The sequence below is a fragment of the Undibacterium sp. JH2W genome (genome assembly GCF_049340425.1).
Lineage (GTDB): Bacteria > Pseudomonadota > Gammaproteobacteria > Burkholderiales > Burkholderiaceae_D > Undibacterium.
Genome location: NZ_JBMPOT010000016.1, coordinates 51,371 through 74,725, shown reverse-complemented (window position 1 = coordinate 74,725; position 23,355 = coordinate 51,371). Strand labels below are relative to the sequence as shown.

The window sequence follows — 23,355 nt, the reverse complement described above, 5'->3', positions numbered from 1 at the left end:
GTTAGATCGAATTAATCAGCAGAATGAATTGTTTACTGGCTTACGAACTCATAATCAATGTTTGTCAATCGCCCCTTAAAGTATGGTGCCGGTCCCGCCGGCAATTCCCACTCCACCTCACCCAGCAGCGGGATAGACATACCGAAACGCTTTTCATACGTACCTAAACGGCAAAGCCATGGTGCCGACTCCGTTGCCGTTCGCGAACGGGATTTAGACCATACTTCAGCGATCAAGCCATCTGCCCCGAATCTAAAATCTAGCGAGACAGTAGTTGTGCCATCACTGAGAGTCGCCCTTGCGGAGGTTTCATCGATGCTTTGCCATAGCACACCCTGGCTAGGCAGCAGTGCTGTTGGATACCAAACCGCCTCGGCCAGATAACGCATCAGCTCGCCGCTTGCCAACGCCGCAGTATCACGTAGGTCTGCCACTGTTATAAGACCGAGTAAGGCAGCACGCAAAGATCCGGCACCAAGAACATAGGCATCCCGAACCCAGACATAGATGCCTGGGGCCATCCTGATGCGCGCATCCCATTCAAATCCTGGCGGATGCGTTGTCACGAACTGGATAGCCTGGAACGGTTGCCAGTTGTCCTTCTTCTCGTTTTGCCGAAACGTCCCTTGCTGTGTAAACCGAACAATGGCGATCATTGCCTGCCCCTCGCGCAATGCGGTCTCAAAGTAGCGTTTCACTGGTAACGGTAGATCTGCGATTTCGACTGAATCATAGAATTTTCTGGAAAAGGGACGACAGGCAGCTTGCATTTTCTCGGACAGTTCGAAGCTCCTGCGCTGCCAGCGCAAGCGGCCCTGTGTCAAAGCGACAGCTGTAGCCGAAACCACCAACGCTATCATGTAGGCCAGAATGATCATCAGCTCATCCCTTTAGCAGTTGTGCGTCAATCCCACGACGTGGCGCGGGTCCGACTGGCGGTGCAAAACCAGCACGAGCCCACATCTGCACGGTGCTGTCCGGATGAGATACATTGAGTAAACTGCGAATATCTGCATAGGGTTTGGCCTGTTCTGGATATTCCTCTAAGGCCTGCGAAAGTGGCTGCAAAGCGATTCCTGCGGCAGTGGCAGCAAGTTGCACACGAACATAGGCGCGACCTGCATTAACCTGGGTCACGCGGTCATTGCCATCGGTAACCATCCACAAAAACCCTGGTGTTGAGTCGAGCTTTGTATTGAAATCTTTGATCTGGCTGGTGGTGGCGTAGTCGGATGGTGCGGGCGGCTTGCCGCGGTTGAATAGCCCAAGCTTGCTCATCACGACAGGGAATCGGTCCAGCACGAACAAGCCATCTCGGTGTTGTGCAATTTCCGCACCTCCGACACGCAGCACCTTGTACGTTTCCATGACTACCCTCGCCGTACTCAGTTCGATACGCCATGCTTCGGCAGCAATGGAACGATGACGATGTAGCGCATCAGGCTGATCCAGGCCAACGAATCCAATACGCAAGGAATTCGGTTTAACACTCTCCGACATCGCTTGCCATGCCTCCGACGGCACGCGCTTGGCAGAGTCATAAACACTACGATTGGTTCGCCGATTCAGTATTTGAGCAAATAGGGGGTCTCGGATTAAAGAGGGATCAGGCACCAGCCTTATACGCGCGACCGGTCGTTGATCAAGCGTGGACGAGCCAAACACGCCTTCTGGAAACAGTGAAATATCGGCTCTCAGACCCCGCTCACGTGCTGCCAGATCCAACAGCTCAAGAAAGGTACCATGGCTCATCATAATTTGCCGCGAGAATGGGTCAGTCTCTGGCAATAGGCGGGTCAGGTCGCAACGCAATACTATCTCATTCGGTGTACGCAAATCTACAATCCATGATTGCAAATTGTGGGAGTGCGGTGCCAAGATCGCATAGCCGATTATCCAGCGTCTGAGGTCAGCTTCTTGGCCTGGGCCGCGCCACGACTCAATGGCAACGGCAGGCATGTGTTGAGCGCATCCTGCGGAGGCAAATGCAGCAGAGACGATAAAGCCGCCACCGGCTACCTGAACGAACGTACGACGATCCATGTGCTGCTCCTCTTGCGTACATGCGTTTAAGCTTCCATAATCAATCATCATGCGCGTTGCTTAAGGCTGACTCTGTGCGCTGACACACTTACTGTTTGTGGTTACTAGCCAGCATAAATCCGACAATCTGGACGTATCATAGAGGCATAAGGAAACTGAATTTTTCCTTATATCGAAAGAGTTTTTGGAGCAACGAAGCATCTTGTGAAGATATGCCTTACTGATGCTAGCGATTTTTCAACTCAAAGCGGCCAGCGTCTTTAAAAAACTTCCCATGCATAGTAGAAATTTTTCTTCCAGCCATCATTTTGCGATTCATTTCGGTAATGACCATTTGATTCACACCATGAGTAAACTGAACCAGGAAAGCAACTTCCCTTACAAGAAGTTCTAAATAAACGTTAGGATCTAATCAAGATTAGAGTGCGATGTTGAAGTATTTCCGTTCACAGCCAGTCCTACAGGTAAATTGCATATCAGATCGCTGATAGTTTCCGACTACAGTATTGCTCGGCGCAAACTTAGGGGTTCAAGCCAAATTGCTGCTGACGGAATTCGACAGTAAATTTTATTCGCCTGGCACATCGCCACCAGAGCGATTCCAGCGATGGGACATATGTGAGGATTTGGTCAAGCGGTTTAGCGATAAGTCTCTGGAATCTAAGGCAGGCAAGCGAGCCCATATGTCACAAGTTAAAATTCTTCATCAATACTATATTCATCTATCAAAGACAGGTCAGGTCTCAAATGCTGAAGGTGGTTGTGTCATCCTTCGCGTTGCCTTGCACTACACCTCAAATCGACTTGGCCGCACCCACTCCTATTGATGAAATGAGTTCTACTTCCTGCTTCAATGCCGTAGCTTTGCGATTTATCAATATGCCAGCCTGCTTATCTCTGTAAAGCTGTAACTTTGAATTACCATTGACAGGCGCTGACATGGCAACACCTGAGCTTGCTGCAACCACCGGACTTAGCTCTGCCGCTTCAAGCGAGCGACTTCTGGCAATGGGTCCCAACGAGTTGCCATCAGCCAAGCCACGCAAGGTCTGGGCAATTGCCTGGACAGTATTAAGTGAACCTATGCTCTTGCTGTTAATCGCTTGTGGCAGCATTTATCTATTACTGGGAGACTTGCGAGAAGCGCTGGTGCTTCTGGCTTTTGTTTTTGTCATCATCGCAATAACTTTTTATCAGGAGCACAAAACTGAGCGTGCGCTGGAGGCCTTACGTGACTTATCCAGCCCGCGGGCGCTGGTGATCAGGGATGGCCAACAAATACGGATAGCAGGCCGTGAAGTGGTTCCTGGCGATATGCTTGTACTGGCCGAAGGCGACAGGATAGCCGCAGATGCTGTCTTGTTGTCTTGCTTGAATATGACTGTCGATGAATCCCTGCTGACCGGTGAATCTGTTCCTGTCAATAAAGCCGCCCAGGAAGTTTTACCAGCACTAATGGGACAAGCTGGAGGTGAAGATACGCCTTTTGTCTTTTCTGGTAGCCTGGTAGTGCAAGGCAAAGGGTTGGCGCAAGTGCTGGCAACAGGTGGCCAGACTGCCTTAGGCAAGATAGGCGCAGCCTTATCGTCGGTCGAAATAGAGCCCACGCGGGTGCAAGTTGAAACCCGCAAGGTAGTCAAATATGTCGCCCTCTCCAGCCTGGGCATGGCTGTATTATTGGCAATCTGGTATGGATTAAGTCGTCATCTTTGGCTGGATGGGGTACTGATAGGTCTTACTTTTGCAATGGCCTTGATACCTGAAGAATTACCAGTCGTATTAACCCTCTTCCTGGGAATAGGCGCATGGCGCATGGCAAAGCAGCAGGTATTGACACGCAGAGTACCAGCCATAGAGACTCTTGGAGCAACGACAGTTTTATGCACGGACAAAACCGGCACGCTGACGCAAAATAAAATGGAGGTAGTACTATTATTCTCAGGGAATAAAGTCATTGACTGCCAGCAGCCGACATCTGATTTGCCAGAAGAATTTCATGAAGTGCTTGAGTTCGCCATTCTGGCCAGCCACCGTGAGCCGTTTGACCCTATGGAAGTGGCTATCCAGAAGGCCGGTAACAACATGCTCGGCAAAACCGAGCATTTGCACGCGGGCTGGGGACTGGTCGAAGAATATCCACTGTCAAAGGAATTGCTGGCCATGTCTAGAGTATGGGCATCGGAAGACAGGGAGCAGTATGTCATTGCCACCAAAGGAGCGCCCGAGGCTATCGCCGACCTTTGCCATTTGCCAACCGATGAAGTAGAAGCATTGCTGGAACAAGTCAACTTGATGGCTGAAAAAGGGCTACGTGTACTCGGTGTTGCCAAAGCAAAATTCAAGGCCGCCCATGCGCCCATTATCATCGAGAACATAGGGGACGCTGAACTGCCTGACATCCAGCATGATTTTGATTTTGAACTGGTCGGTCTGATAGCAATGGCAGACCCGATACGTCCCGGAGTGCCAGAAGCTATCCATGAATGTCAGACTGCCGGGATACGGGTAGTGATGATTACTGGTGACTATCCTGCAACCGCAAAAAATATTGCAGCACAGTGTGGCTTGCCAGTTACCGGGGGCATCATCACCGGGGCAGAACTCAACGACATGGATGAGACGCAATTGCAGCAACGCATTGCCGACGTAGCCATATTTTGCCGTGTCGCCCCGGAGCAAAAACTGCGTCTGGTAAATGCCTTCAAAGCCGCCGGAGAAGTCGTTGCCATGACGGGTGATGGGGTGAATGATGCCCCTGCGCTGAAAGCTGCAAACATAGGTATTGCCATGGGCAAGCGTGGCACTGACGTGGCGCGTGAGTCTGCTGCATTGGTATTACTGGATGATGAGTTTTCATCCATCGTCGCAGCCGTCAAATCAGGTCGCAGGATCTTTGATAACCTGAGAAAAACCATTTGTTTTATCGTTGCCGTTCACATCCCTGTCATTGGCATGTCGGTTATCCCGGTCATGATGGGTTGGCCTGTCATGCTAATGCCTGTGCATATTTTGTTTTTACAACTCATTATCGACCCTACCTGTTCACTGGTATTTGAAGCAGAGGTGGAAGAAAAAGATGTCATGCATAGGCTACCACGCGCCACCAATGCAAGCATCTTTAACCGCAAAACCTTACTCAAGGGTTTACTGCAAGGTTCAGCTTTGCTCTTAACCATACTGGCAATTTACTACCTGGCCCTGCAACAACCGATGGAAGTGAATCAAGCCAGGACTATGGCATTCACGGCCATGGTGATAGGCAATATAGGTCTTATTTTCATCAACCGTAGTTTGTCAGCCAATATTTTGCATAGTTTGCGTCTACCCAACCCAGTGTTGTGGTGGGTGGTAACATTTGCTGTCGCAGTGTTGTCTTTGGCGCTGTTTTTACCTGAATTAGTCAAGCTGTTTTATTTTTCCAGATTACCGTTCGCTCAATTGGCAATCAGCTTGCTTGCCGCGCTGCTTTGCATCACTCTGATGGCGACCTCCAGAGTATTTATGAAATGATTTCTAATCTTTCGCTCACAGCTTAATCTCAGGAATGATGTTTGGGTACTTGAAAGTAACGGTAAGGCAAGTGATCAGAAAATGCAAAACAATAATGTGGACGCTTGCAATACCAATTGTGAAGGCGATATTCTGTTCAAAATTTCGAATGGCCAATTAGATTATTATATTGTTTTATGATCCTTGCTAAGGATTTTACTAATTTTTTAAAGATGTACTGATACGCTTGATTTCTGAAAAATAACCTTCTGGTTCTGACCAACATAATGGTCCAGCCAGTCGTAATCTTTAGTGATGTATACTGTCAATAAAGGACGTCCTTGTTTCAAGTAGCCTGTGATTGTTTATTGAAATTCTCATCAAAACAAGGAGCTATCATGTATCCATGGTTATGGGTTTGGTCACCACAGGTTCACTTCCCCTGGAGTGGCAGCGTTGCGCAAAGCATAGAGCCGAATACGACCTGGTTCTAAAATATGATTCCGCCTGTTTCAGGGGATGCAGGAATAGAAGCGCAGGTATTTCAGCTAGCGTCATATGGTACTCAGCTTGGTCAGATCACTGATGTGTTATTGGACATCGTGAAAGAGACAGAAAACCTGTCTCCCAAAGCCCTTGAATCGCTAAAGGAATTACAAACCTTGAAAACCAAAATTGAAGTGATCAAGAAGAGATCGGCGCAAGCAGCAAAACTAGAGTGAGCTAAGATTTCTGATATCACGGCAAACTTTGTTTCGGTTCCAAGTCTGCTATGTAATCACTTAGAGTCACTTGGAAAGTTCACCTCATTGCTTGGGGTGGAGTAGCTGCTGCGCATCCATTGCAGCGATACGTCCCTCATCAGTAGGCACCACCCAGACTTCTATGCTGCTGTTCGGAGTATGGATTGCCATGATATCGTCACCACGCGCTGCGCTATTTTTGTTTGCATCAACTTGCACACCAAGATACGCCAGCCCCTCTGCCACTTGCTGCCTTAATACAGCATCGTGCTCGCCTATACCGCCTGTAAACACCAGCACATCCAGGCCGTTCAAACAGGCGTTTAATGCGCCGCATTCGCGTATGACGCGATAGGTGAATAAATCGATCGCGAAGCTGGCTTGCGGGTCGTTGCTGGCGCGCAGGGTGCGCATGTCGGCGGAGATGCCTGATACGCCAAGCAGGCCGGATTCTTTATACAGAGTTGTTTCTATGCGCTTTGCATCCCAGCCCTGCTGTATCAGGTGTAGCAAGACGCCGGGGTCGAGTGCGCCGCAGCGGGTGCCCATCATCAGGCCGTCGAGTGCAGAAAAGCCCATGGAGGTGGCGATGCTTTTGCCGTTTTTCATGGAGCAGGCGCTGGCACCATTGCCGAGGTGCAGCATGATGACGCGCCCGGCAGCAGGATCAAAAGCGCGTGCCGATTGCTGGGCCAGGTGGCTGGCGACATAGCGGTAAGACAGGCCGTGAAAACCGTAACGGCGTATGCCAATGGCACGCAGAGATTGCGGTAAAGCCAGCGTGGTTTCGCGTGCAGGCATATCGGCATGGAAGCCAGTATCAAAACAGGCTATTTGCGGTATGCCGGGATAGGCACGACGAAAGGCGGTTACTCCTTCCAGGTTATGCGGCTGATGCAGGGGGGCCAGCGTATCGAGGGTATGCAGGTAAGCAAGGGCATCATCATCAATGATAATGGAAGATGAAAAGCGTTCACCACCGTGGACTATGCGGTGGGCAACGGCGGCAATCTGTATGTCTGCGCTATGGCTCATCAACAAGCCGTGCAGGGCTGCTAATGCAGCAGAAAACTGGTCACCATCTGCCGCCTTGATTGCGGCTTCGTCCAGAGTCAATTGCTGCACTTCAGTACCTGCGCAGAATTCTATGACGGGCTTGCCACCGGGTTGCAGGCCCTCAATCACGCCAGTCAGATTGCTGCGTATGACTCCCGCCTTCGTGTATGGGTACAAGGCAAACTTGATGCTGGATGAACCTGAATTCACGGAGAGGATAACCGGGTTTTTCATGGCGCATTCTTCCGGTACTCGTGTGCCAGCAATTTGACCAGTGCGGCTGAAGCAACTCTGGAAGATGGCCCATCGGCACGACTGGTCAATGCAATGGGCACTTTGGCACCCAGGACGACACCACAAGTTGCAGCGCCAGCCAGATATTCAAATTGCTTGCCCAGCATATTGCCCGATTCCAGATCCGGCACCATGAGAATATCAACATCTCCAGAGACGGCAGAGACGATGCCCTTGATCTGCGCAGCACGGGCAGAGATGGCATTGTCAAATGCCAGCGGGCCATCAACAATTGCGCCAGTGATTTGTTTCCGTTCCGCCATTTTGCACAAAGCAGCAGCATCAATCGTAGACATGATTTTAGGGTTAACAGTTTCTACCGCCGACAACAGGGCGACCTTGGGTAGGGGGATGTTCAGTGCGTGAGCCAGGTTGATGGCGTTTTGCAGTATGTCAGCTTTTTCTGGCAGGGTGGGATAGATATTCAGAGCGGCGTCTGTCAGCAACAAGAGCTTGTGATACATGGGTACATCCAAATGATAAACGTGTGACAACCGCTTACCAGTGCGCAAGGCAGTGCATTCAACCACGGCATGCATGAGTTCATCAGTATGTAAGTTGCCTTTCATCAAGGCTTCTACCTGGCCTTTGGCAGCCATTTCGGCTGCTATGTCGGCAGCGCCATGGCTATGTGGAGCATCAACTTTTTCAAATCCTGTGATATCAATATTTGCGGCTGCAGCAACGGTGAGCAGTTTTTCCAGTGGGGCGACCAGCACCGGGATGATCAAGCCCTGCCTGGCGGCATCCACTGCCCCTTGCAAGGAGTCTGCATCACAGGGATGAACAACCGCGCAGCGTATCGCCGGCAAATCCTTGACACTGTCCAGCAGGTGGCGCTGGCGTTCACCCAAGTCAAACATGGTCATGGTGGGCAGACGTGTACGCGGACGGCTGACTTTTTCTGTCGGGGCGATGACCAGGGCATTGCCATAGACGACCCTGTCACCTTTCTGGTTGATGATTTCGCAGTCCAGGGTCACGCGCTTTTTTTCGTCGTCTTTTGCCACGACGGTAGCTGACACAGTCAAGGTGTCGCCTATGCGTACAGGCTTGGCAAAGTGCAGATTCTGTTCCAGGTAAATCGTACCTGGCCCAGGCAGGCGCGTGCCAAGGATAGTGGAAATCAGCGCCCCGCCCCACATGCCGTGAGCGATGACGCCATGGAACAAGGTATGCGCTGCATACTCGGCATCCAGATGGGCAGAATTGACATCACCAGAGACAGTGGCAAAAGCCTGGATATCGGCATTGGTCAATGTACGTACCTGGCTGGCGCTCTGCCCTATTTGCAAATCTTCGTACACCACGTTGGAAATGATGTCTGGCTCGTTCAAATCAGTGTTTATGGTATTCATTGGAATCTGGACTTTCATCAATTCACGATGTGATAACCACCATCAACATACAGGGTTTGCCCTGTCATGCCTGAGGATGCATCGCTGACCAGAAAGGCGGCCAGTCTGCCGATTTCATCCAGCGTCACCAGCCGGCACAAAGGTGAGCGGGCTATGGCTTTTTGCATCAATGCATCAAAATCCTGCAAACCCGATGCGGCGCGGGTAGGCACAGGGCCTGGGGAAATGGCATGTACCCGCGTACCCCTGGCGCCAAGCTCGGTCGCCAGGTAACGTACTGTTGATTCCAGCGCAGCCTTGACCGGGCCCATGATGCCATAATGAGCAACTGCTTCGTCTGCCCCCAAGTAGGTCATGGTCATGATACTGGCATTCTTGCTCAAATGTGGTTCGCATAATTTAGCGAGGCGGGCAAATGAATGGCAGGACACATTCATGGCACGCGAGAAGCCAGCACTGGAACTGTCGATGACGCGACCATGCAAATCATCCAGCGGTGCCCAGGCGATGGAATGAATGACAAAGTCGAACTCACCCAATTCTTTGGCTGCGGCATCAACCAGCGCTTCCAGTGAACCATCCTGCTCAACATCGCACACCACCAAGCTTGATTCAAGCGCGCCTACCAGTGGTGCCACGAATTGCCGGGCTTTGTCATTCACGCAGGATAACACCATCTTTGCGCCCAGTTGCCGTAGCATGGCAGCACAGCCATAGGCGATGCTGTGTTCATTGGCCAAGCCAATGATAATGCCACGCTTGCCTTGTAATGAAAAAGAAGAACTTGCTTCAGTCATTTGTTTTACCGATCCGGGTGATGTAGGAAAGTTGCATAAATAAGCTGCATGAATAAGCTGCGAGCGCCATCTTGCTTGCGCATGCCAGAAACTGGTCAGCGCAAGGCCAAAACATTGATGCGGATCAAACTTCGTTCTGATCCGCTCTACAATGCCATCCAGGTAAGTCGTCGAAAGTTGAATTTCAAATACAATCTTTATTCCCCGATATGTAGCACAAATATCAGGCTGGCGCCACTCGCCGGACAGGCCTCCCTTCCACCTCTCTTCTATCTTGATGTCGGAAAATCCTTTATCTACGGCCAGAGATTGTGCTACTAAGGACTTCATTCTCCAATGCAGTGCACTTTCCTTTGCACCATTGTATTTGCGCGCATTGATCTCCTCCCTGGATAATTCACCACGAGAAATTTGCAGACACCGTCCATCTTCCTTCAGATGTCTAAAGAAAAAATGGCGGCTCATCTTGTTCCTTAGCAAGCTCACCGCAATTCCACAGACTGAGCAAGCATAGAGAGGCATCCCATTCTTTAGCCCCTCTTTTTTCTTCATACGAAGCTGGATGAGTTTCTCATAGTCAGTGCCGCTGACTTGATGAGCTGACATATGCAACCCAGACGACAAATCCAATACTTCCGGTATAGCCAGGTCTTCTACCGCGAGTATATTCATGAGGATTAAACAGAGTTTGAAAACTGCTGCCAAATGTCGTTATCAAGAGTGACCAGCGTCTTCCAATATGCTTCATTTTTCAGGGCCTTCGCCTTCCAGTAATCCTGCGCATAGCCGAGGCATGATTCGGCCTCCCCGAAAGAATCATTATAATGACCCTGTGCTTCACCTAGATTTGCGCCGCGAATTGCTAGCAGGACTTCCTGCATAGATTTCAGCAAGTCTTCTGGATCGGCATTAAATATGTTTAGCATCTTCCCACGAATGGCTATTGCTTGTTCAGTTAACCTGATTGCCTCACTATTGTCTGCACCATATCTCTGTAATTCAAAACGGTGCTGCGTCAACAGACTTAAACAGGCATGAATAGCTTTATCCGCTGGTGAAATAAGATCAATAAAAACCGACCGATGCCAGGGCTTGCTCACTTCTTCCAGTTCTTCCGCAGACATTCCAATATCTGACAAATGATTGAAGATTCTTTTGGCTTTCTCCAGACTCTGCACTCTTGGCTCGGTTTTCCGCCGTCCAAGTAAGGACAATTGCTGAAACAAGAAATTTGCATGAATTCGGGATGACTCAAGGAATTCTGCTTTTAATTGATCATGGAGATCATTTTTGACCTCTCTCAATTTTGCTTCAAATCCTAAAGCCTTGAATGAATCGAATCGCTCTGGAATAGCCAATACGGAAATTGCCATGCCCAATGCAGCCAGGGCTGTGCCATTTGCTGTGAATCCATACAACAGATAGCCGATTCCAGTAACTAAAGCTATTGCGCTAAGAGTAAGCAGGAAATATTTCCAGTAGTCGGAAACCCGATTACTCATTTCACTTGATCTCTTATTCTGTTTTGTATCGTTGTTAGCCATATCGCTTTTAATAACCTCAAAATCAGTTCAAGAGATATCTTCCAATTGCCGCCCTCGCCGCGACGTTAAGAATCTATCACGAGTGTGTACTAAATTATATCGCCGCCCCAATAATTTATTAGCAGATTTCAAGTCTCTCCAAGAGGTATTCTAAAAATTCTCAGTCACATATCACTGAATTGGAATCAGGCGTTGTATCTCTCTGATACCCAGTCCCTTCCCTCTTCAGAATATTCAATAAAGGAAATCCTCATGGATCACAACATTTTCTTCTCTATCGTCAATGCCGTACTCACACTAGCGACTATTATCCTCTACCACCCGCTCCTTAAAGCATCGAGTGCCGAGGCATTGCACGAAGCAATCAAGTCTCGCCCTGTGCTGGCAAGAGCCCTCGCCCGCAAGAGCAACCGCAGCTATCTCCGTGTCTGTCTGTACTTTTTCATTTCCCTAATTACTTACATGTTCCTTGCCGTCCACGGCAATGCGGACATGGACTTTGCAGCCTTTTCCTTGTTTGTCTTGTTCCTGGTGTCACTCTCCAGAGTCTGGATGCTTAGAATGATGCTTGGCAAACCCTGAGTTCGTTTTACTTTTCTTGTAATTCGCTCAAAAAATTCATTCGAACCTAGTTTCACTTTCTAGTACTACCCTTCCCTATCAACTCTTCAAAACAAAAGGCATTTCATGTCAGAAATCAACACGTCCGCAATAAACATATCAGCGGCAGCAGATCCTGCCTGCCCCTGCTGCAATTCAACCCGCATCCGCATTAAGAACTATGGCAAGAAAACTGGTGGCACAGTCGGTGCAGTTGCCGGTGTCGCCGCAGGCACAGCCAGCTTGGTCGGTGGTGCCGAGGTCGGCGCTTCTATCGGTGTCGCCGGTGGTCCTCTGGGTATCGCCCTTGGCACGCTCGCCGGTGCCATCATTGGCGGCCTGATCGGCGGCGCTACCGGTTGTTCGGTAGGCGTCAAACTGGGTCAGGCCGTGGATGACCGTATCCTGGACAATTATGAGTGCCAGGATTGCGGCTATCACTTCAGCATGCAAACCCGGTAATCCCGCAGCTCTTCTCTTCTTTCAGTTTCATCCTTCGTTTCCCCCTTCAAGCAACACCTTCATTCAATCCCTCCGCGCAACGTATTCATTTAGCTGCTTTGTCCTGCTGTTCAGGCTCAGCGGTATGGCTACCTGCGTCTCTATATTAGGAAATTTTTATGGCACACCTTATCGAAACCATGGCTTACGTTAATGAAGTTCCCTGGCATGGCCTGGGCAATCAACTGACTGCCAAACAGCCCATAGAAGTCTGGGCAAAGCAGGCTGGCATGGCATTTGAAATCAAGGAATCCCCTGTCCGCTTTATGACGGAAAGCGTTGGCAGTCTCGGCGCTATCATGACCTTCCCTGAGCAAAAGGTATTGTATCGCTCAGACACCAAGGCAGCTTTGTCAGTCGTCTCCAATCGCTACCAGGTTGTACAACCCCGTGAAATCCTGGAGTTTTACCGCGACCTGACGGAAGTATCGGGATTCGAGTTGGAAACTGCCGGGGTCCTCAAAGAAGGCCGCAAGGTCTGGGCGCTTGCTAAAACCAATCAATCCGCCACCCTCAAAGGTAATGATGTCGTGAATGCCTATCTGCTGCTGGCAACTGCCTGCGATGGCAGCCTGGCGACCACAGCACAGTTCACCAGCATACGGGTGGTATGCAATAACACGCTGGCAGTCGCACTGAATAACAGCAGTGGTGCAGTCAAGGTGCCACACAACACGAACTTCGATGCGCAGGCAGTCAAACGTCAGTTGGGTATCTCTGTCGCCTCCTGGGATGCCTTCATGTACCGCATGAAAACCCTCTCTGAACGCAAGGTGAAATCGCATGAAGCAATGAACTACTTCCTGCGTGTCTTCACTGATCCCAGCAATACGGCCTCAGGCCTGACCAATGAACGTGCAATGAAGAAGGTGCAGGAACTGTATGACGGTCAGGGCAAAGGTGCTGAACTGACTTCTTCCAAGGGAACAGCCTTTGGTCTGCTGAATTCTGTCACTGAATATGTCGATCACCAGAAACGGGCGCGTACCACTGACCACAGACTGGAATCAGCTTGGTTTGGTCAGGGTGCGACTCTGAAGCAGAAAGCGCTGGATCAGGCTTTGCTGATGGTGGCTTGAGCATATCCACGTCACGGGAAGAAGCAGGTTCTGACAGAAAACTGCCAGGCAAGTGCATTGGCATGGCTGTTCCGCAGTAACAATAAAAACAAGTGTCTTTAGGTGTTATGGGCACCAAAAACTGAAAACACCAATCCCCCTGCCCGGCAGCATGTGCTTGCCGGACTTTTTTGCCTTTAAGACCTGGCTCTTCTGTATCCCTTTGTTTTTCCCTTCATCAATCCATCAAATTCAAATCGGAGCTTATATGTCTGCCGCAGAAAAAACTGATTTACCCAAACCAAACCGGCCAGCCCTGAAGCTGGTCAAGACCAAGGAACTCAGCCGGGATGACTGGCTGACAGTACGCAAGCAAGGCATAGGCAGTAGTGATTCGGGCACTGCCGTTGGGCTGAACCCATATCAGTCACCACTGGAATTGTGGATGGTCAAGACTGGCCGGGATGCTGATTTACCCAAGATTGATCCCAATGACGAAACCAGCCCTACTTACTGGGGAAGTTTGCTAGAGCCTATTGTTGCAGCCCACTATACCCGCCGCACCGGTAACCGGGTACGCAAGATCAATGCCGTGCTACAGCATCCTGATCCTGACAAGTTCTGGATGCTGGCAAATATCGACCGGGAAGTGACTGGTGCCTCAGACGTACAAATCCTTGAATGCAAGACTGCAGGTGAATTTGGCGTCCGCTTGTGGCGGGATGGGGTGCCTGAATACATTGTTTGCCAGGTACAGCATCAGCTTGCTGTCACTGGCAAGGCTGCTGCAGATGTCTGTGTGCTGGTGTGCGGACAGGAAATCAGGATTTACCGGATTACCCGTGATGATGAACTGATTGCCAGGCTGATAGAGCTGGAAAGACAATTCTGGCATTACGTGGAAACGGATACGCCACCACCAGCGGACGGCTCAGAATCAGCAGATATGGCTTTGCGCTGCCTGTATCCGCATGACTCTGGCAATCATCTTGACTTCACCACTGACACAGAAATGTCAGCTCTCTTTGCGGATCTGGTCAATCTGCGGGCGGATGTAGAGAACCGGGAAGAACTAGCTGCTTTGCTGACGCAGCAAATTCAACAGCGTCTAGGGGACGCCAGCACGGCAAGCTTTGATAGCGGTCGTGTCAGTTGGAAACGCTCTAAGGACAGTAAGCGTCTTGATGTGGAGAAGCTGTTGCTTGATCAGCCGGGTCTGTTGCAACAGTATCCATTGACCAGACCGGGTAGCAGGAGATTTTTACTGACGCCCAAGACCATGAGTGGCGATAGCGATTCTGGACAATGACCTAAAGTACCAGCCATCAGTAACAAGTCAAACCAATCCATAGAGCCTGATTCGGTATTTCGAAACAGGCTTTCTTTTTTATTTCAAGGAAACTTCATGATTAAAGGACTTGCAATCACGCCACCGATTTTAGGGCGTATTTCCATAGGCAGTGTCGTTGAGAAGAATGGCAAGCGCCTGCCAGTGAAAGAAGATTTTTTCACCATCACTTCACAGGTGCAGGGACGCAATGGCTGGGTTAATCATCCACTGGATGAGGAGCTGCGAAAGAAAGCTGGGGTGGACAAGCTGCGCTCAATCCCAGTGAGCGTTCTGTTCAATGAGCCTGACCTGAACTTGCGGGCAGAATACAGCATGTTTGACAGGCAGACTGGGCGGCCTCTGTGTGTGGGGAATGGGGAGACTTGCAGGCGGTTCACAGACTCAGGGATGCAAAGCCTGCCCTGCCCTTCGCCGGATGGCTGTGAGCTGGCTAAGAATGGTGCCTGCAAGCCGTATGGGCGTCTGAATGTGCAAATCGGGGATGACGATGAACTGGGGTCGTTTATTTTCAGGACGACCGGGTTTAACAGCATTCGCACCCTGGCGGCTCGGCTCAGCTATTACCAGGCGGTGTCAGGCAACCTGCTGGCCTGTCTGCCTCTGGAACTGCGGCTCAGGGGTAAGAGCACCACAATGAGTCATCGCTCTGCCATTTACTACGTCGATTTAACGGTGCGTGAAGGATTAACGCTAGAGGCAGCGATAACTCAGGCTAGGGAGACGGATAAACGACGCAGGGAGTGTGGGTATGACCAGGCGGCGCTAGATGGAACTGCGGCGCAGGGATTTGCCAATGGGGCTTTTGAGGAAAGTGCAGAGGAAACACTGGAAACGTTGGAGGAATTTTATCCAGTATCTGAGGATTCTGAATCTGCTGCCTCTGCTGAGTCTGCATCCACTGGTGTACCACATGGCAGCCCGACGGCGGGCAAGCCGCTTGAGGCACTGGTTCGGCCCAGGCCCAGCCTGATGGACAAGCTGGACAAGAAACTTGGTGCGCCACATTCTGCCTTGCTCGATCGGCCTTAAGGAGTGCGCCTTTAAATCAATGAATGATCAATAAATTCAAGGAGAAAATGCCATGACAGACATGGACATGACAGATTTTAGTATTGTGGATGACGCGACGCCGTTTTTTGCGCCGGTGTCATCTGACCTGATTGATGGTCTGCTGGGGCAGTACAACAGTATGCGCCAGCGTATCACCCATATTGCAGGGATGATCGACGGGGAATTGTCGGCGGCAATGGAATATTTTCTGGATGGGAATGCCGATGAACATAACCGCTTCAAGCCCAGTGTCCAGAAGCTGTTCAATCCTGCGGGTGCGATTGCTGCCTTGAATGCGGCTTACTGGTCGAAGACGCTGGCAATGACGGATGTGTTGAGTGTGATGCCGCAAAAGCGTCGTGATGAATGGAACAAGACAATCAGTGAAATGACAGCTCCCGATTTCACGGAAGAAGCAGTCCGTCCCACTATCGGTGATTTGCTGGCATCGCGCCAGAAGTTCTTTGCTGAGCGTGTGGAGGGGATATTCCGGGGTTTGTCCGGAGAGCATGTGACGAACTCGCCTGCGGGTTTCAGCAAACGGATGATTATTGGCTATGTCACCAGTGAGTGGAGTACCAATACCAGCAGGGCCGGGCTGATCAATGACTTACGTGCGGTCATTGCGAAGTTCATGGGCAGGGATGAGCCTAAGTGGAATGCGACCTCGGGAATTGTGAGCATGGCGCGGCAGCGTCATGGTGAGTGGCTGATCCTGGATGGTGGTGCACTGAAGCTGCGTTGTTACCTGAAGGGAACAGCGCATCTGGAGGTTCATCCAGAGATGGCCTGGCGGCTGAATCAGGTGCTGCATTCTCTCTATCCCATGGCAATTCCTGCACAGTTCCGCAAGAAGCCGGTAAAACAAGAGAAACACCATCAGTTGATGAACCGGCCATTGCCATTTGCTGTTATTGATGTGTTGTCTGAGTTGCGGGCCAGCCGACACAATCCGCTGGAGTTTCAGTTTGGTTATCAGCACTGCGGCTCTTCACCGGCCAAAGCTGAGGCAATCAGGGTATTGCAATATCTAGGTGGGGTCATCAATAACAAGGGGAATGTCGAATTTGACTTTAAGCTGGATGGCGTACTCAATGAAGTGATTGCCAGCGGCTGCCTGCCTGACCGGGCGACCCATCAGTTTTTTGCGACTCCAGCAGAGATGGCAAAAGATGCGGCAACTGAGCTGAGTATCAACGAGGGGGACTTTTGTCTGGAGCCGAGTGCAGGTACAGGAAACCTGGCGGTGCACTTGCCCAAAGAACGGACACGTTGTGTGGAGATCAGCAAATTACATGCGCACATCCTTGCTGAAAAGGGTTTTAACGTCTTGCAGATGGATTTCCTAGAGTATGCCAGAACTACGACGGAGCGCTTTGACAAGGTGCTGATGAACCCGCCGTTTTCTGATGGGCGGGCGCTTGCTCATCTGGAGGCGGCGGCAAGCCTGGTGAAGCCGCAGGGGCGGATTGTGGCAATACTACCTGCGTCAATGAAGGGGAAGGATGTACTGCCGGGCTGGAATCTGAACTGGGTGCGGGTTTATGAGAATGAGTTCGCGGGGACCAGTGTTTCGGTGGTGATGTTGAGGGCTGAAAGGAAATAAGTACGGATTCAATTCAATATCAAGACCCGGCTACCACCCGGTATCAAAACACTTTATTGCATAATATCTTTCAGGAAAAGTTCAACGACTTTTCTGTCTTTTGGCTTCAGTTTTTCCAAACCTGTCGCAACCCTCCCCAAAAATTGAGTCAGTATTGCTCTTTGGCTGTCAGTCAAATTCTCCATTCTTCTCGCGAGTGACAATGCGTAATCAGATAATTCAGGGGAACTGTCTTTTAAAAGATCGCTCACATCACAGTCTAAAAATTTAGCTATTTGCGCCAGTCGGGCAAGTGTCGGCGAAATCACCCCAGTTTCCATACGGCTTATTGTCTCTTTCTCCACATCCATGTATTCAGCAAGCTGCGCCTGAGTCAATCCCTTCGCTTTTCTGTGCGCAGCAATAATTGACCCAACCATGCGGGCAATTTGCTTTTCAGAATTCTCTACTTCTTGATTCATAAAACACTCAGCTTTGTAGCATAAAAGCAAAGTGTTATCTTTTTATGTCAACCATGGAATGGCGTTATACGTTATCAATTAGAATAACGTATTGCATCATTAAAAACATGACATTTAACATGCAATTACTTGGCATCGTCCATTTTAGAAATAACAGAAAATCAGCACTGTGAATCGCTTGATTAATACTTTACGAAAGGAAATCACCATGAGCAAATCCGAAAAATGCCCCGAATGCAAAGGCAAAGGTGTCATCCCTTGCCCAATGGAATATGGCGATGACGAACATCCCAGTAACTGCCCTGTCTGTGCAGGCGATAAAAAGGTACGTGTCCCCTGCCCAGGATGCGAAGGCAGCGGCAAGGCGTAGGCGTCTTACCCAGCTTTATTCCACTTAATCATGATCAGGAGATAGTCACCATGAGTGAAAGCGAAGAAGAAAAGAAACGCAGTTATTTCAATATGTCTGCTGCCGTTGACGAATTACGCTTCGAGTCATTTGGCAAACGAGAGAAGGCTGTAGCCGGTCTCAAAATATTGGGCAAGGGATTGTTTAACGCCGTGAAATACACCGCCACGGAGGTTTTGCCAGCCGTCACCAATGCTGCTGCGACATCAACGGCAAGGCAGGCAGACAAGCAATTAAAAGATCCTGATCTCACAGACGCACAACGTGTAAAGCTGGAGGGCATTCGGTCAAAAGCATCTGAAAAATCCAAAATCTAGTCACACAAGGGGATGGCGCATGTTACTTACGTCATCCCTGGCGTCCTACTTACATCATCTTTCATCGAGGGAGTTCTCTTGAAATCCACAATACAAAACATGGCAAGCATCTCAGTGGTGCTTGCCTTATCACTTTTCACGCAAGCTTGTTCACCTAAAATTGACTACCGACAAAAACAATCCATCAGCGGGCTGATTTACAAGCTCAATGACAATGAACCATTTAGCGGCACAGTCAACAACGAGCCATGGAGCATTGCGGTTCCTGAACCCACTCACGGCACTTGTACCGTCGAATACAAGAAAGGCCTGAAAGACGGAAAAATGGTCTGCATCGCCTTGAACGGCACGAAGATGCTTGAATCTGAATGGGAAGGAGGTCAGAAAAATGGTCTGGAAAAAGTATGGGAATTCACGACGGGCAAGCTCTATTCTGAAATCCACTACAAAGAGAATCGGCGACACGGGCTGGAGGAAATCCGCAATCCTTATCTTGACGTACTGATCAAGCGTGCTACCTGGGCGAATGATGAAGCCACTGAAATAAAACAATGGGACGTGACTGGCAAAACACTACTGGTCGATCTCACGTGGCGCGATGGGAAGAAATCTGGCTTTGAAAAAAGAGGCACCACCGAGAACAACTATAAAGATGGTCAATTTGACGGATATCAGCGAGATTACTCGATGCCAACTGATACGCCTGTAACCAAAACCATTTTCGCTGGCATGAAAATGGTCGAAAAATTGCAGGCTGGTGCGTATGACTGGTCAACCCTGCCTGGAGTCACGGTCAGTAGCGAGAAGCTCTATAAGGACGGTAAGTTTGTAGTCAAGCCAGAATTACAGCAATGTGTTAATCAAAAAATAGAGAAGCGTCATCAATTCGGCGGGAGTTATGATGATGAAATGATCGCCAGTTGGTCAGGAGAATGTGAAAAAGAGAAGTCCCTGAGTGCAACTGCCTCCCCGAATGAACAGACCGCACCTGGCACCAGCAAGAAAGTCCAGCAGTGCATCGATGCCAAAATAGCCACTTTTCATAAACAAGAAGGTGAAACAGCTCTCATCAATAACGATGTCCTACAGGAATGGGAAGCAGCGTGCTCATCGGGGCTTTTCTGACAAACGCTGTTGGCAGCGCAGATGCCGCTTCATCTGTCACACTGGAGCGCATTAGCGATGGCATGAAATACAAACAATTTACCATTAGCGTCAATAGCATCAGTTTCGATGGCCCTTTTGATGCGGATAGCAGAGTGGGAACACAGAATTTCTTGTCATTGCTGGCTGGCTTGCGCAAGGGGGATACAGTAGTCAAAGCGGGAAATAAAACTATGACGTTTCCAAAGAGCAATGCAGCGAAAATTGTTCCTGCTTATGGGAAAGGATTTAGCTGCAATTTGATGTGATATTGACAGACCAAATCTGGTCGTGTGGCATCTTCCGTTATCAACCTGCTGCAATTCGCTTGGTTGATAACGGTTTTTAGCATCACCACAACATTGACTCTTGCCAGTGATGATGAAACCACCGCATAAAAATAGGAGTGCCTGATTTGCCATCCTCATTTATCTGGCATTTTACGTTTGCCGCCAATGTCGCCATGGTTTTTGTGAGCCTGTCTACTGTCTTCTGGGGTGTGTTGCCATGGTTTGGTGCAGTAGGTAGTGGGATCTCCCTTGCTGCTTGCGTTGGGATGATTCACTTCAAATCCAAAATTCTGAGTGAAGACCTGACAACAGATTCAGAAACTGTGGAACATAGCAAGAGGTGGAATGATACTTCACCAGGTTAATGATTTTTTTGCTGGCTGTGACTACAAATTGACATATTCCTGGCGTGGCACGAACCATTCCTGCTGGCAAGCATAGTAATGGATTTTAAGACAGGCGTGGGTTTCTATGAAATATCCGTCCGCTAAGCTGTCTTTTGACGTGATTGCGCGCCAGATGTAGGTGAATGGGTTTTGTAACTCCATTTGGGTTCATCAATTTTGAGAAACATAGATTTCCACTTAAAAGTGCTTCGTCTAGCCGATGCAAACGTATTACTTAATAGACAATTTTAAATTTTGTCGGTAGACTCCCATTAGCATTTTCAATGCAAAATTGTCTATTCTTTGTATCTCATCATTACACGAAAGCCGACAATGGTCGATTTTAAAAAGCGCTTATCAGGAACAAAAATAGCAAATCCAATTGATCCCATCCAACTTTACGATACGCTCGACCGAGCACATGATAAAGGACCACTGCGTCCATCACAATGGGCAGTGCTAGACGAATGGAATAGCTCCCGCCGGAATCAAAAGAACGTAATCGTGAAGCTTCACACGGGTCAAGGGAAAACACTCATTGGTCTGTTAATGCTTCAATCTCGACTAAACGCTGGCGAGGGTCCAGTAGTTTATTTATGTCCCGATAATTTCCTCATTTCACAGACTGGTGAACAGGCCAAGCAATTTGGCATAAAAACCTGCGTGGCCGATCCCGAATTACCAGACGATTTTTTGAACAGCAAATCGATATTGGTAACCTCAGTTCAAAAACTATTTAACGGTCTAACCAAATTCGGCTTAAACAGAGACTCCACAGAAGTCGGTACGCTTCTGATGGATGATGCTCACGCTTGTTCAGATTCCATAAGGCAGCAATGCCGTATACGTATTCCGCGCGAGGACGCTGCGTACCAGAGCATTCGCGCCTTGTTCGAAAACGATCTGGAACATCAAGGCGTTGGAACCTATGCGGATATATTGAACGAGAAGCGTGACGCTTTCTTAATGGTTCCCTATTGGTCTTGGATAGAAAGAGAATCAGACGTCGCTAGAATTCTTTCTTCTGCAGCGGCTCGTGAGTCAGTCAAATATGCGTGGCCTATTTTAAAAAATATGCTTTCAAAATGCCAATGTGTCGTGTCTGGAAACGCATTGGAAATTGAACCGTACATTCCGCCATTAGAAGCGTTCGGCACGTATTGGAAAGCAAGCCATAGAATCTTTATGTCGGCAACCGTAACGGACGATGCGTTTCTGATCAAGGGACTCCAACTATCTCCAGATACCATAACCAAACCACTAACTTACGAGAAAGAAAGCTGGTCAGGGGAGAAAATGGTTTTGCTACCTTCTGTGATGCATGAAGACTTACATCGAAGTGCACTAGTTGAATGGTTGGGGAGACCATCAGTAGGTCGAAAAGTGGGAATAGTCGCTTTGGTTCCAAGCTTCAATAGTTCAAAAGATTGGGAACAATATAAAGCCACTATCGCAAACAAAGCTACTGTAGGCACACTGGTTGAAAATCTCAAGAGGGGAGAATGCGAAAACACCGTAGTCCTTGTCAACAGGTATGATGGTATCGACCTACCAGATGACGCATGTCGAATCTTGATTTTTGACGGGAAACCATTTTCTGAAAGCCTGGTTGATTTGTATCAAGAGGATTGCCGTCCTAACAGCGACGCTACACTAATGCGCACAGTCCGAACAATTGAACAAGGAATGGGGCGGAGTGTAAGAGGTGAAAAAGACTATTCCGTTGTCATCCTCGTTGGAGGTGACCTTACTCGACTGGTCAGGGAAACGAAGTCACGTAAATACCTGTCTGCCCAACTCTCAACTCAAATCGAGATTGGACTAGAGGTTGCAGACTTAGGCGCGCAGGACATTAAAGGTGGTGATGACCCTCGAATGGCTTTTAATAATCTGATTAACCAATGTATTCTACGTAACCCAGACTGGAAAGCGTTTTATGCAGAGCAAATGCAGGCGGTAGCGCCGTCACCCGCTAACGATAGGGTATTAAAAGTTTATGTCGCAGAACTATCCGCAGAACGAGCATTCAGCAATGGAGACTACCAGAAGGCAGTCAATCTACTTCAGAAATCCCTTGATGAAAATTTGATAGATCGCGTTGACCTTGGCTGGTATATGCAGGACATGGCCCGCTATTTATACCAAGCCAATCGAAACGAGTCAATTGCATTACAAATTAAAGCACATGCCTCAAATCGGCTACTTCTATTACCCGCATCGGGGGTTACGATTACAAAATTGACGCTGGTTAGTCAGGGACGCATTGAGCGGATAATCAACTGGATCGGTCAATGTGGGAATTACCGTCAATTGAATATTGCACTTTCCGATGTGTTAGGGCGATTAGTATTTGGCGTCAAAGCCGACAAATTCGAACAGGCACTTCATGAACTGAGTGAAATACTTGGGTTTGCTGGCGAGCGTCCCGACAAAGAGTGGAAAGAAGGTCCAGACAATTTATGGGCACTGGATTCAACAAATTACATACTTTGGGAATGCAAGAACGAAGTTGATCTAGACCGTTCAGAAATAAACAAACGTGAGGCAGAGCAAATGAACAGGTCTGCTGCGTGGTTTTTGAAACATTACCCCGGCATGACTGTACAGAATGTCTTGATCCATCCAAGTAACAATCTACAAAGTGCTGCAGCATTCTTGCAGCCAGTTGAGGTAATGCGGATGAATGAGTTGAAGAGTTTCATCAATCGTGTCAAAGGGTTTTTCAAATCATTTGAGTCTCAAGACTTTTCTACTCTATCAGTTCCTCATATCCAGCAGCTTATTGACCACCACGAGCTGAGCAGCGCATGTTTGCTCAGCGGTCTTACAAAAAAGGTAAAAAATCTGGTATAGCGTAGG

General features: G+C 49.0%; 20 protein-coding genes. 13 read left to right on the top strand and 7 right to left on the bottom strand.

Annotation, left to right across the window (positions count from 1 at the left end; genetic code table 11):
• Positions 1-32: 32 nt before the first annotated feature.
• Together ACO0LC_RS22380 and ACO0LC_RS22375 are read right to left on the bottom strand one after the other, a co-directional pair.
• Positions 33-878, bottom strand: coding sequence for a DUF6920 family protein (locus ACO0LC_RS22380; RefSeq protein ID WP_423007255.1), 846 nt, complete (start codon positions 876-878; stop codon positions 33-35).
• A gap of 4 nt (positions 879-882) precedes the next feature.
• Positions 883-2,043 (bottom strand): Acg family FMN-binding oxidoreductase, encoded by a 1,161-nt coding sequence (locus ACO0LC_RS22375; protein WP_423007252.1) that lies wholly within the window; start codon positions 2,041-2,043, stop codon positions 883-885.
• A gap of 939 nt (positions 2,044-2,982) precedes the next feature.
• On the opposite strand from ACO0LC_RS22375, the gene ACO0LC_RS22370 reads away from it, so the two are divergent.
• Positions 2,983-5,553, top strand: a complete 2,571-nt coding sequence (locus ACO0LC_RS22370; protein ID WP_423007250.1) for a cation-translocating P-type ATPase — start codon at positions 2,983-2,985, stop codon at positions 5,551-5,553.
• A gap of 476 nt (positions 5,554-6,029) precedes the next feature.
• A complete protein-coding gene (locus ACO0LC_RS22365) occupies positions 6,030-6,254 on the top strand; it encodes a hypothetical protein (protein WP_423007248.1) in 225 nt (74 codons plus the stop codon).
• 84 nt (positions 6,255-6,338) lie between these two features.
• On the opposite strand, the gene ACO0LC_RS22360 is transcribed toward ACO0LC_RS22365, so the two are convergent.
• From ACO0LC_RS22360 to ACO0LC_RS22345, 4 genes are all read right to left on the bottom strand, one after another.
• Positions 6,339-7,565, bottom strand: coding sequence for an acetate/propionate family kinase (locus tag ACO0LC_RS22360; protein ID WP_423007246.1), 1,227 nt, complete (start codon positions 7,563-7,565; stop codon positions 6,339-6,341).
• On the bottom strand, positions 7,562-8,983 hold the full coding sequence (locus ACO0LC_RS22355) for a bifunctional enoyl-CoA hydratase/phosphate acetyltransferase (protein WP_423007244.1): 1,422 nt from the start codon (positions 8,981-8,983) through the stop codon (positions 7,562-7,564). Before ACO0LC_RS22355 ends, ACO0LC_RS22360 begins: the two co-directional genes overlap by 4 nt.
• A gap of 17 nt (positions 8,984-9,000) precedes the next feature.
• Positions 9,001-9,780 (bottom strand): enoyl-ACP reductase FabI, encoded by a 780-nt coding sequence (gene fabI, locus ACO0LC_RS22350; RefSeq protein WP_423007242.1) that lies wholly within the window; start codon positions 9,778-9,780, stop codon positions 9,001-9,003.
• Positions 9,781-10,457: 677 nt separating this feature from the next.
• Positions 10,458-11,324: a hypothetical protein gene (locus ACO0LC_RS22345; RefSeq protein ID WP_423007240.1), complete on the bottom strand. Its 867-nt coding sequence runs from the start codon at positions 11,322-11,324 to the stop codon at positions 10,458-10,460.
• A 252-nt stretch (positions 11,325-11,576) separates the two neighbouring features.
• On the opposite strand from ACO0LC_RS22345, the gene ACO0LC_RS22340 reads away from it, so the two are divergent.
• The 6 genes from ACO0LC_RS22340 (at position 11,577) to ACO0LC_RS22315 (ending at position 17,490) form a co-directional block, all read left to right on the top strand.
• Positions 11,577-11,906, top strand: coding sequence for a hypothetical protein (locus ACO0LC_RS22340; protein ID WP_423007238.1), 330 nt, complete (start codon positions 11,577-11,579; stop codon positions 11,904-11,906).
• Between the two features lie 105 nt (positions 11,907-12,011).
• Entirely contained in the window at positions 12,012-12,386 is a 375-nt protein-coding gene (locus ACO0LC_RS22335; RefSeq protein ID WP_422952342.1) for a hypothetical protein, read from the top strand.
• A 158-nt stretch (positions 12,387-12,544) separates the two neighbouring features.
• Entirely contained in the window at positions 12,545-13,504 is a 960-nt protein-coding gene (locus tag ACO0LC_RS22330) for a DUF932 domain-containing protein (RefSeq protein ID WP_423007236.1), read from the top strand.
• Between the two features lie 247 nt (positions 13,505-13,751).
• Complete coding sequence (locus ACO0LC_RS22325) at positions 13,752-14,792, top strand: YqaJ viral recombinase family protein (RefSeq protein WP_423007233.1); 1,041 nt, start codon at positions 13,752-13,754, stop codon at positions 14,790-14,792.
• 96 nt (positions 14,793-14,888) lie between these two features.
• Positions 14,889-15,863: a hydrolase or metal-binding protein gene (locus ACO0LC_RS22320; protein WP_423007231.1), complete on the top strand. Its 975-nt coding sequence runs from the start codon at positions 14,889-14,891 to the stop codon at positions 15,861-15,863.
• Positions 15,864-15,915: 52 nt separating this feature from the next.
• A complete protein-coding gene (locus ACO0LC_RS22315; protein WP_423007229.1) occupies positions 15,916-17,490 on the top strand; it encodes a DUF4942 domain-containing protein in 1,575 nt (524 codons plus the stop codon).
• A 53-nt stretch (positions 17,491-17,543) separates the two neighbouring features.
• Here ACO0LC_RS22315 and ACO0LC_RS22310 read toward each other — a convergent pair whose 3' ends face one another.
• Positions 17,544-17,951: a helix-turn-helix domain-containing protein gene (locus ACO0LC_RS22310; RefSeq protein WP_423007227.1), complete on the bottom strand. Its 408-nt coding sequence runs from the start codon at positions 17,949-17,951 to the stop codon at positions 17,544-17,546.
• Positions 17,952-18,159: 208 nt separating this feature from the next.
• Between ACO0LC_RS22310 and ACO0LC_RS22305 the strand changes: the two genes are divergently transcribed.
• The 5 genes from ACO0LC_RS22305 to ACO0LC_RS22285 all read left to right on the top strand — a co-directional run bounded on the left by ACO0LC_RS22305 (position 18,160) and on the right by ACO0LC_RS22285 (position 23,349).
• Complete coding sequence (locus tag ACO0LC_RS22305; protein ID WP_423007225.1) at positions 18,160-18,321, top strand: hypothetical protein; 162 nt, start codon at positions 18,160-18,162, stop codon at positions 18,319-18,321.
• Between the two features lie 50 nt (positions 18,322-18,371).
• On the top strand, positions 18,372-18,677 hold the full coding sequence (locus ACO0LC_RS22300) for a hypothetical protein (protein WP_423007223.1): 306 nt from the start codon (positions 18,372-18,374) through the stop codon (positions 18,675-18,677).
• Positions 18,678-18,755: 78 nt separating this feature from the next.
• The gene (locus ACO0LC_RS22295; protein ID WP_423007221.1) at positions 18,756-19,802 is read left to right on the top strand and encodes a toxin-antitoxin system YwqK family antitoxin; all 1,047 of its coding nucleotides are present in this window, start codon (positions 18,756-18,758) and stop codon (positions 19,800-19,802) included.
• A 62-nt stretch (positions 19,803-19,864) separates the two neighbouring features.
• Complete coding sequence (locus ACO0LC_RS22290) at positions 19,865-20,089, top strand: hypothetical protein (RefSeq protein WP_423007219.1); 225 nt, start codon at positions 19,865-19,867, stop codon at positions 20,087-20,089.
• A gap of 740 nt (positions 20,090-20,829) precedes the next feature.
• Entirely contained in the window at positions 20,830-23,349 is a 2,520-nt protein-coding gene (locus ACO0LC_RS22285) for a DEAD/DEAH box helicase family protein (protein WP_423007217.1), read from the top strand.
• Positions 23,350-23,355 lie beyond the last annotated feature (6 nt).

Coding starts and splice junctions, on each gene's coding strand:
- ACO0LC_RS22380 (WP_423007255.1), bottom strand. CDS start 878: ATGATCATTCTGGCCTACATGATAGCGTTGGTGGTTTCGGCTACAGCT.
- ACO0LC_RS22375 (WP_423007252.1), bottom strand. CDS start 2,043: ATGGATCGTCGTACGTTCGTTCAGGTAGCCGGTGGCGGCTTTATCGTC.
- ACO0LC_RS22370 (WP_423007250.1), top strand. CDS start 2,983: ATGGCAACACCTGAGCTTGCTGCAACCACCGGACTTAGCTCTGCCGCT.
- ACO0LC_RS22365 (WP_423007248.1), top strand. CDS start 6,030: ATGATTCCGCCTGTTTCAGGGGATGCAGGAATAGAAGCGCAGGTATTT.
- ACO0LC_RS22360 (WP_423007246.1), bottom strand. CDS start 7,565: ATGAAAAACCCGGTTATCCTCTCCGTGAATTCAGGTTCATCCAGCATC.
- ACO0LC_RS22355 (WP_423007244.1), bottom strand. CDS start 8,983: ATGAATACCATAAACACTGATTTGAACGAGCCAGACATCATTTCCAAC.
- fabI (WP_423007242.1), bottom strand. CDS start 9,780: ATGACTGAAGCAAGTTCTTCTTTTTCATTACAAGGCAAGCGTGGCATT.
- ACO0LC_RS22345 (WP_423007240.1), bottom strand. CDS start 11,324: ATGGCTAACAACGATACAAAACAGAATAAGAGATCAAGTGAAATGAGT.
- ACO0LC_RS22340 (WP_423007238.1), top strand. CDS start 11,577: ATGGATCACAACATTTTCTTCTCTATCGTCAATGCCGTACTCACACTA.
- ACO0LC_RS22335 (WP_422952342.1), top strand. CDS start 12,012: ATGTCAGAAATCAACACGTCCGCAATAAACATATCAGCGGCAGCAGAT.
- ACO0LC_RS22330 (WP_423007236.1), top strand. CDS start 12,545: ATGGCACACCTTATCGAAACCATGGCTTACGTTAATGAAGTTCCCTGG.
- ACO0LC_RS22325 (WP_423007233.1), top strand. CDS start 13,752: ATGTCTGCCGCAGAAAAAACTGATTTACCCAAACCAAACCGGCCAGCC.
- ACO0LC_RS22320 (WP_423007231.1), top strand. CDS start 14,889: ATGATTAAAGGACTTGCAATCACGCCACCGATTTTAGGGCGTATTTCC.
- ACO0LC_RS22315 (WP_423007229.1), top strand. CDS start 15,916: ATGACAGACATGGACATGACAGATTTTAGTATTGTGGATGACGCGACG.
- ACO0LC_RS22310 (WP_423007227.1), bottom strand. CDS start 17,951: ATGAATCAAGAAGTAGAGAATTCTGAAAAGCAAATTGCCCGCATGGTT.
- ACO0LC_RS22305 (WP_423007225.1), top strand. CDS start 18,160: ATGAGCAAATCCGAAAAATGCCCCGAATGCAAAGGCAAAGGTGTCATC.
- ACO0LC_RS22300 (WP_423007223.1), top strand. CDS start 18,372: ATGAGTGAAAGCGAAGAAGAAAAGAAACGCAGTTATTTCAATATGTCT.
- ACO0LC_RS22290 (WP_423007219.1), top strand. CDS start 19,865: ATGAAATACAAACAATTTACCATTAGCGTCAATAGCATCAGTTTCGAT.
- ACO0LC_RS22285 (WP_423007217.1), top strand. CDS start 20,830: ATGGTCGATTTTAAAAAGCGCTTATCAGGAACAAAAATAGCAAATCCA.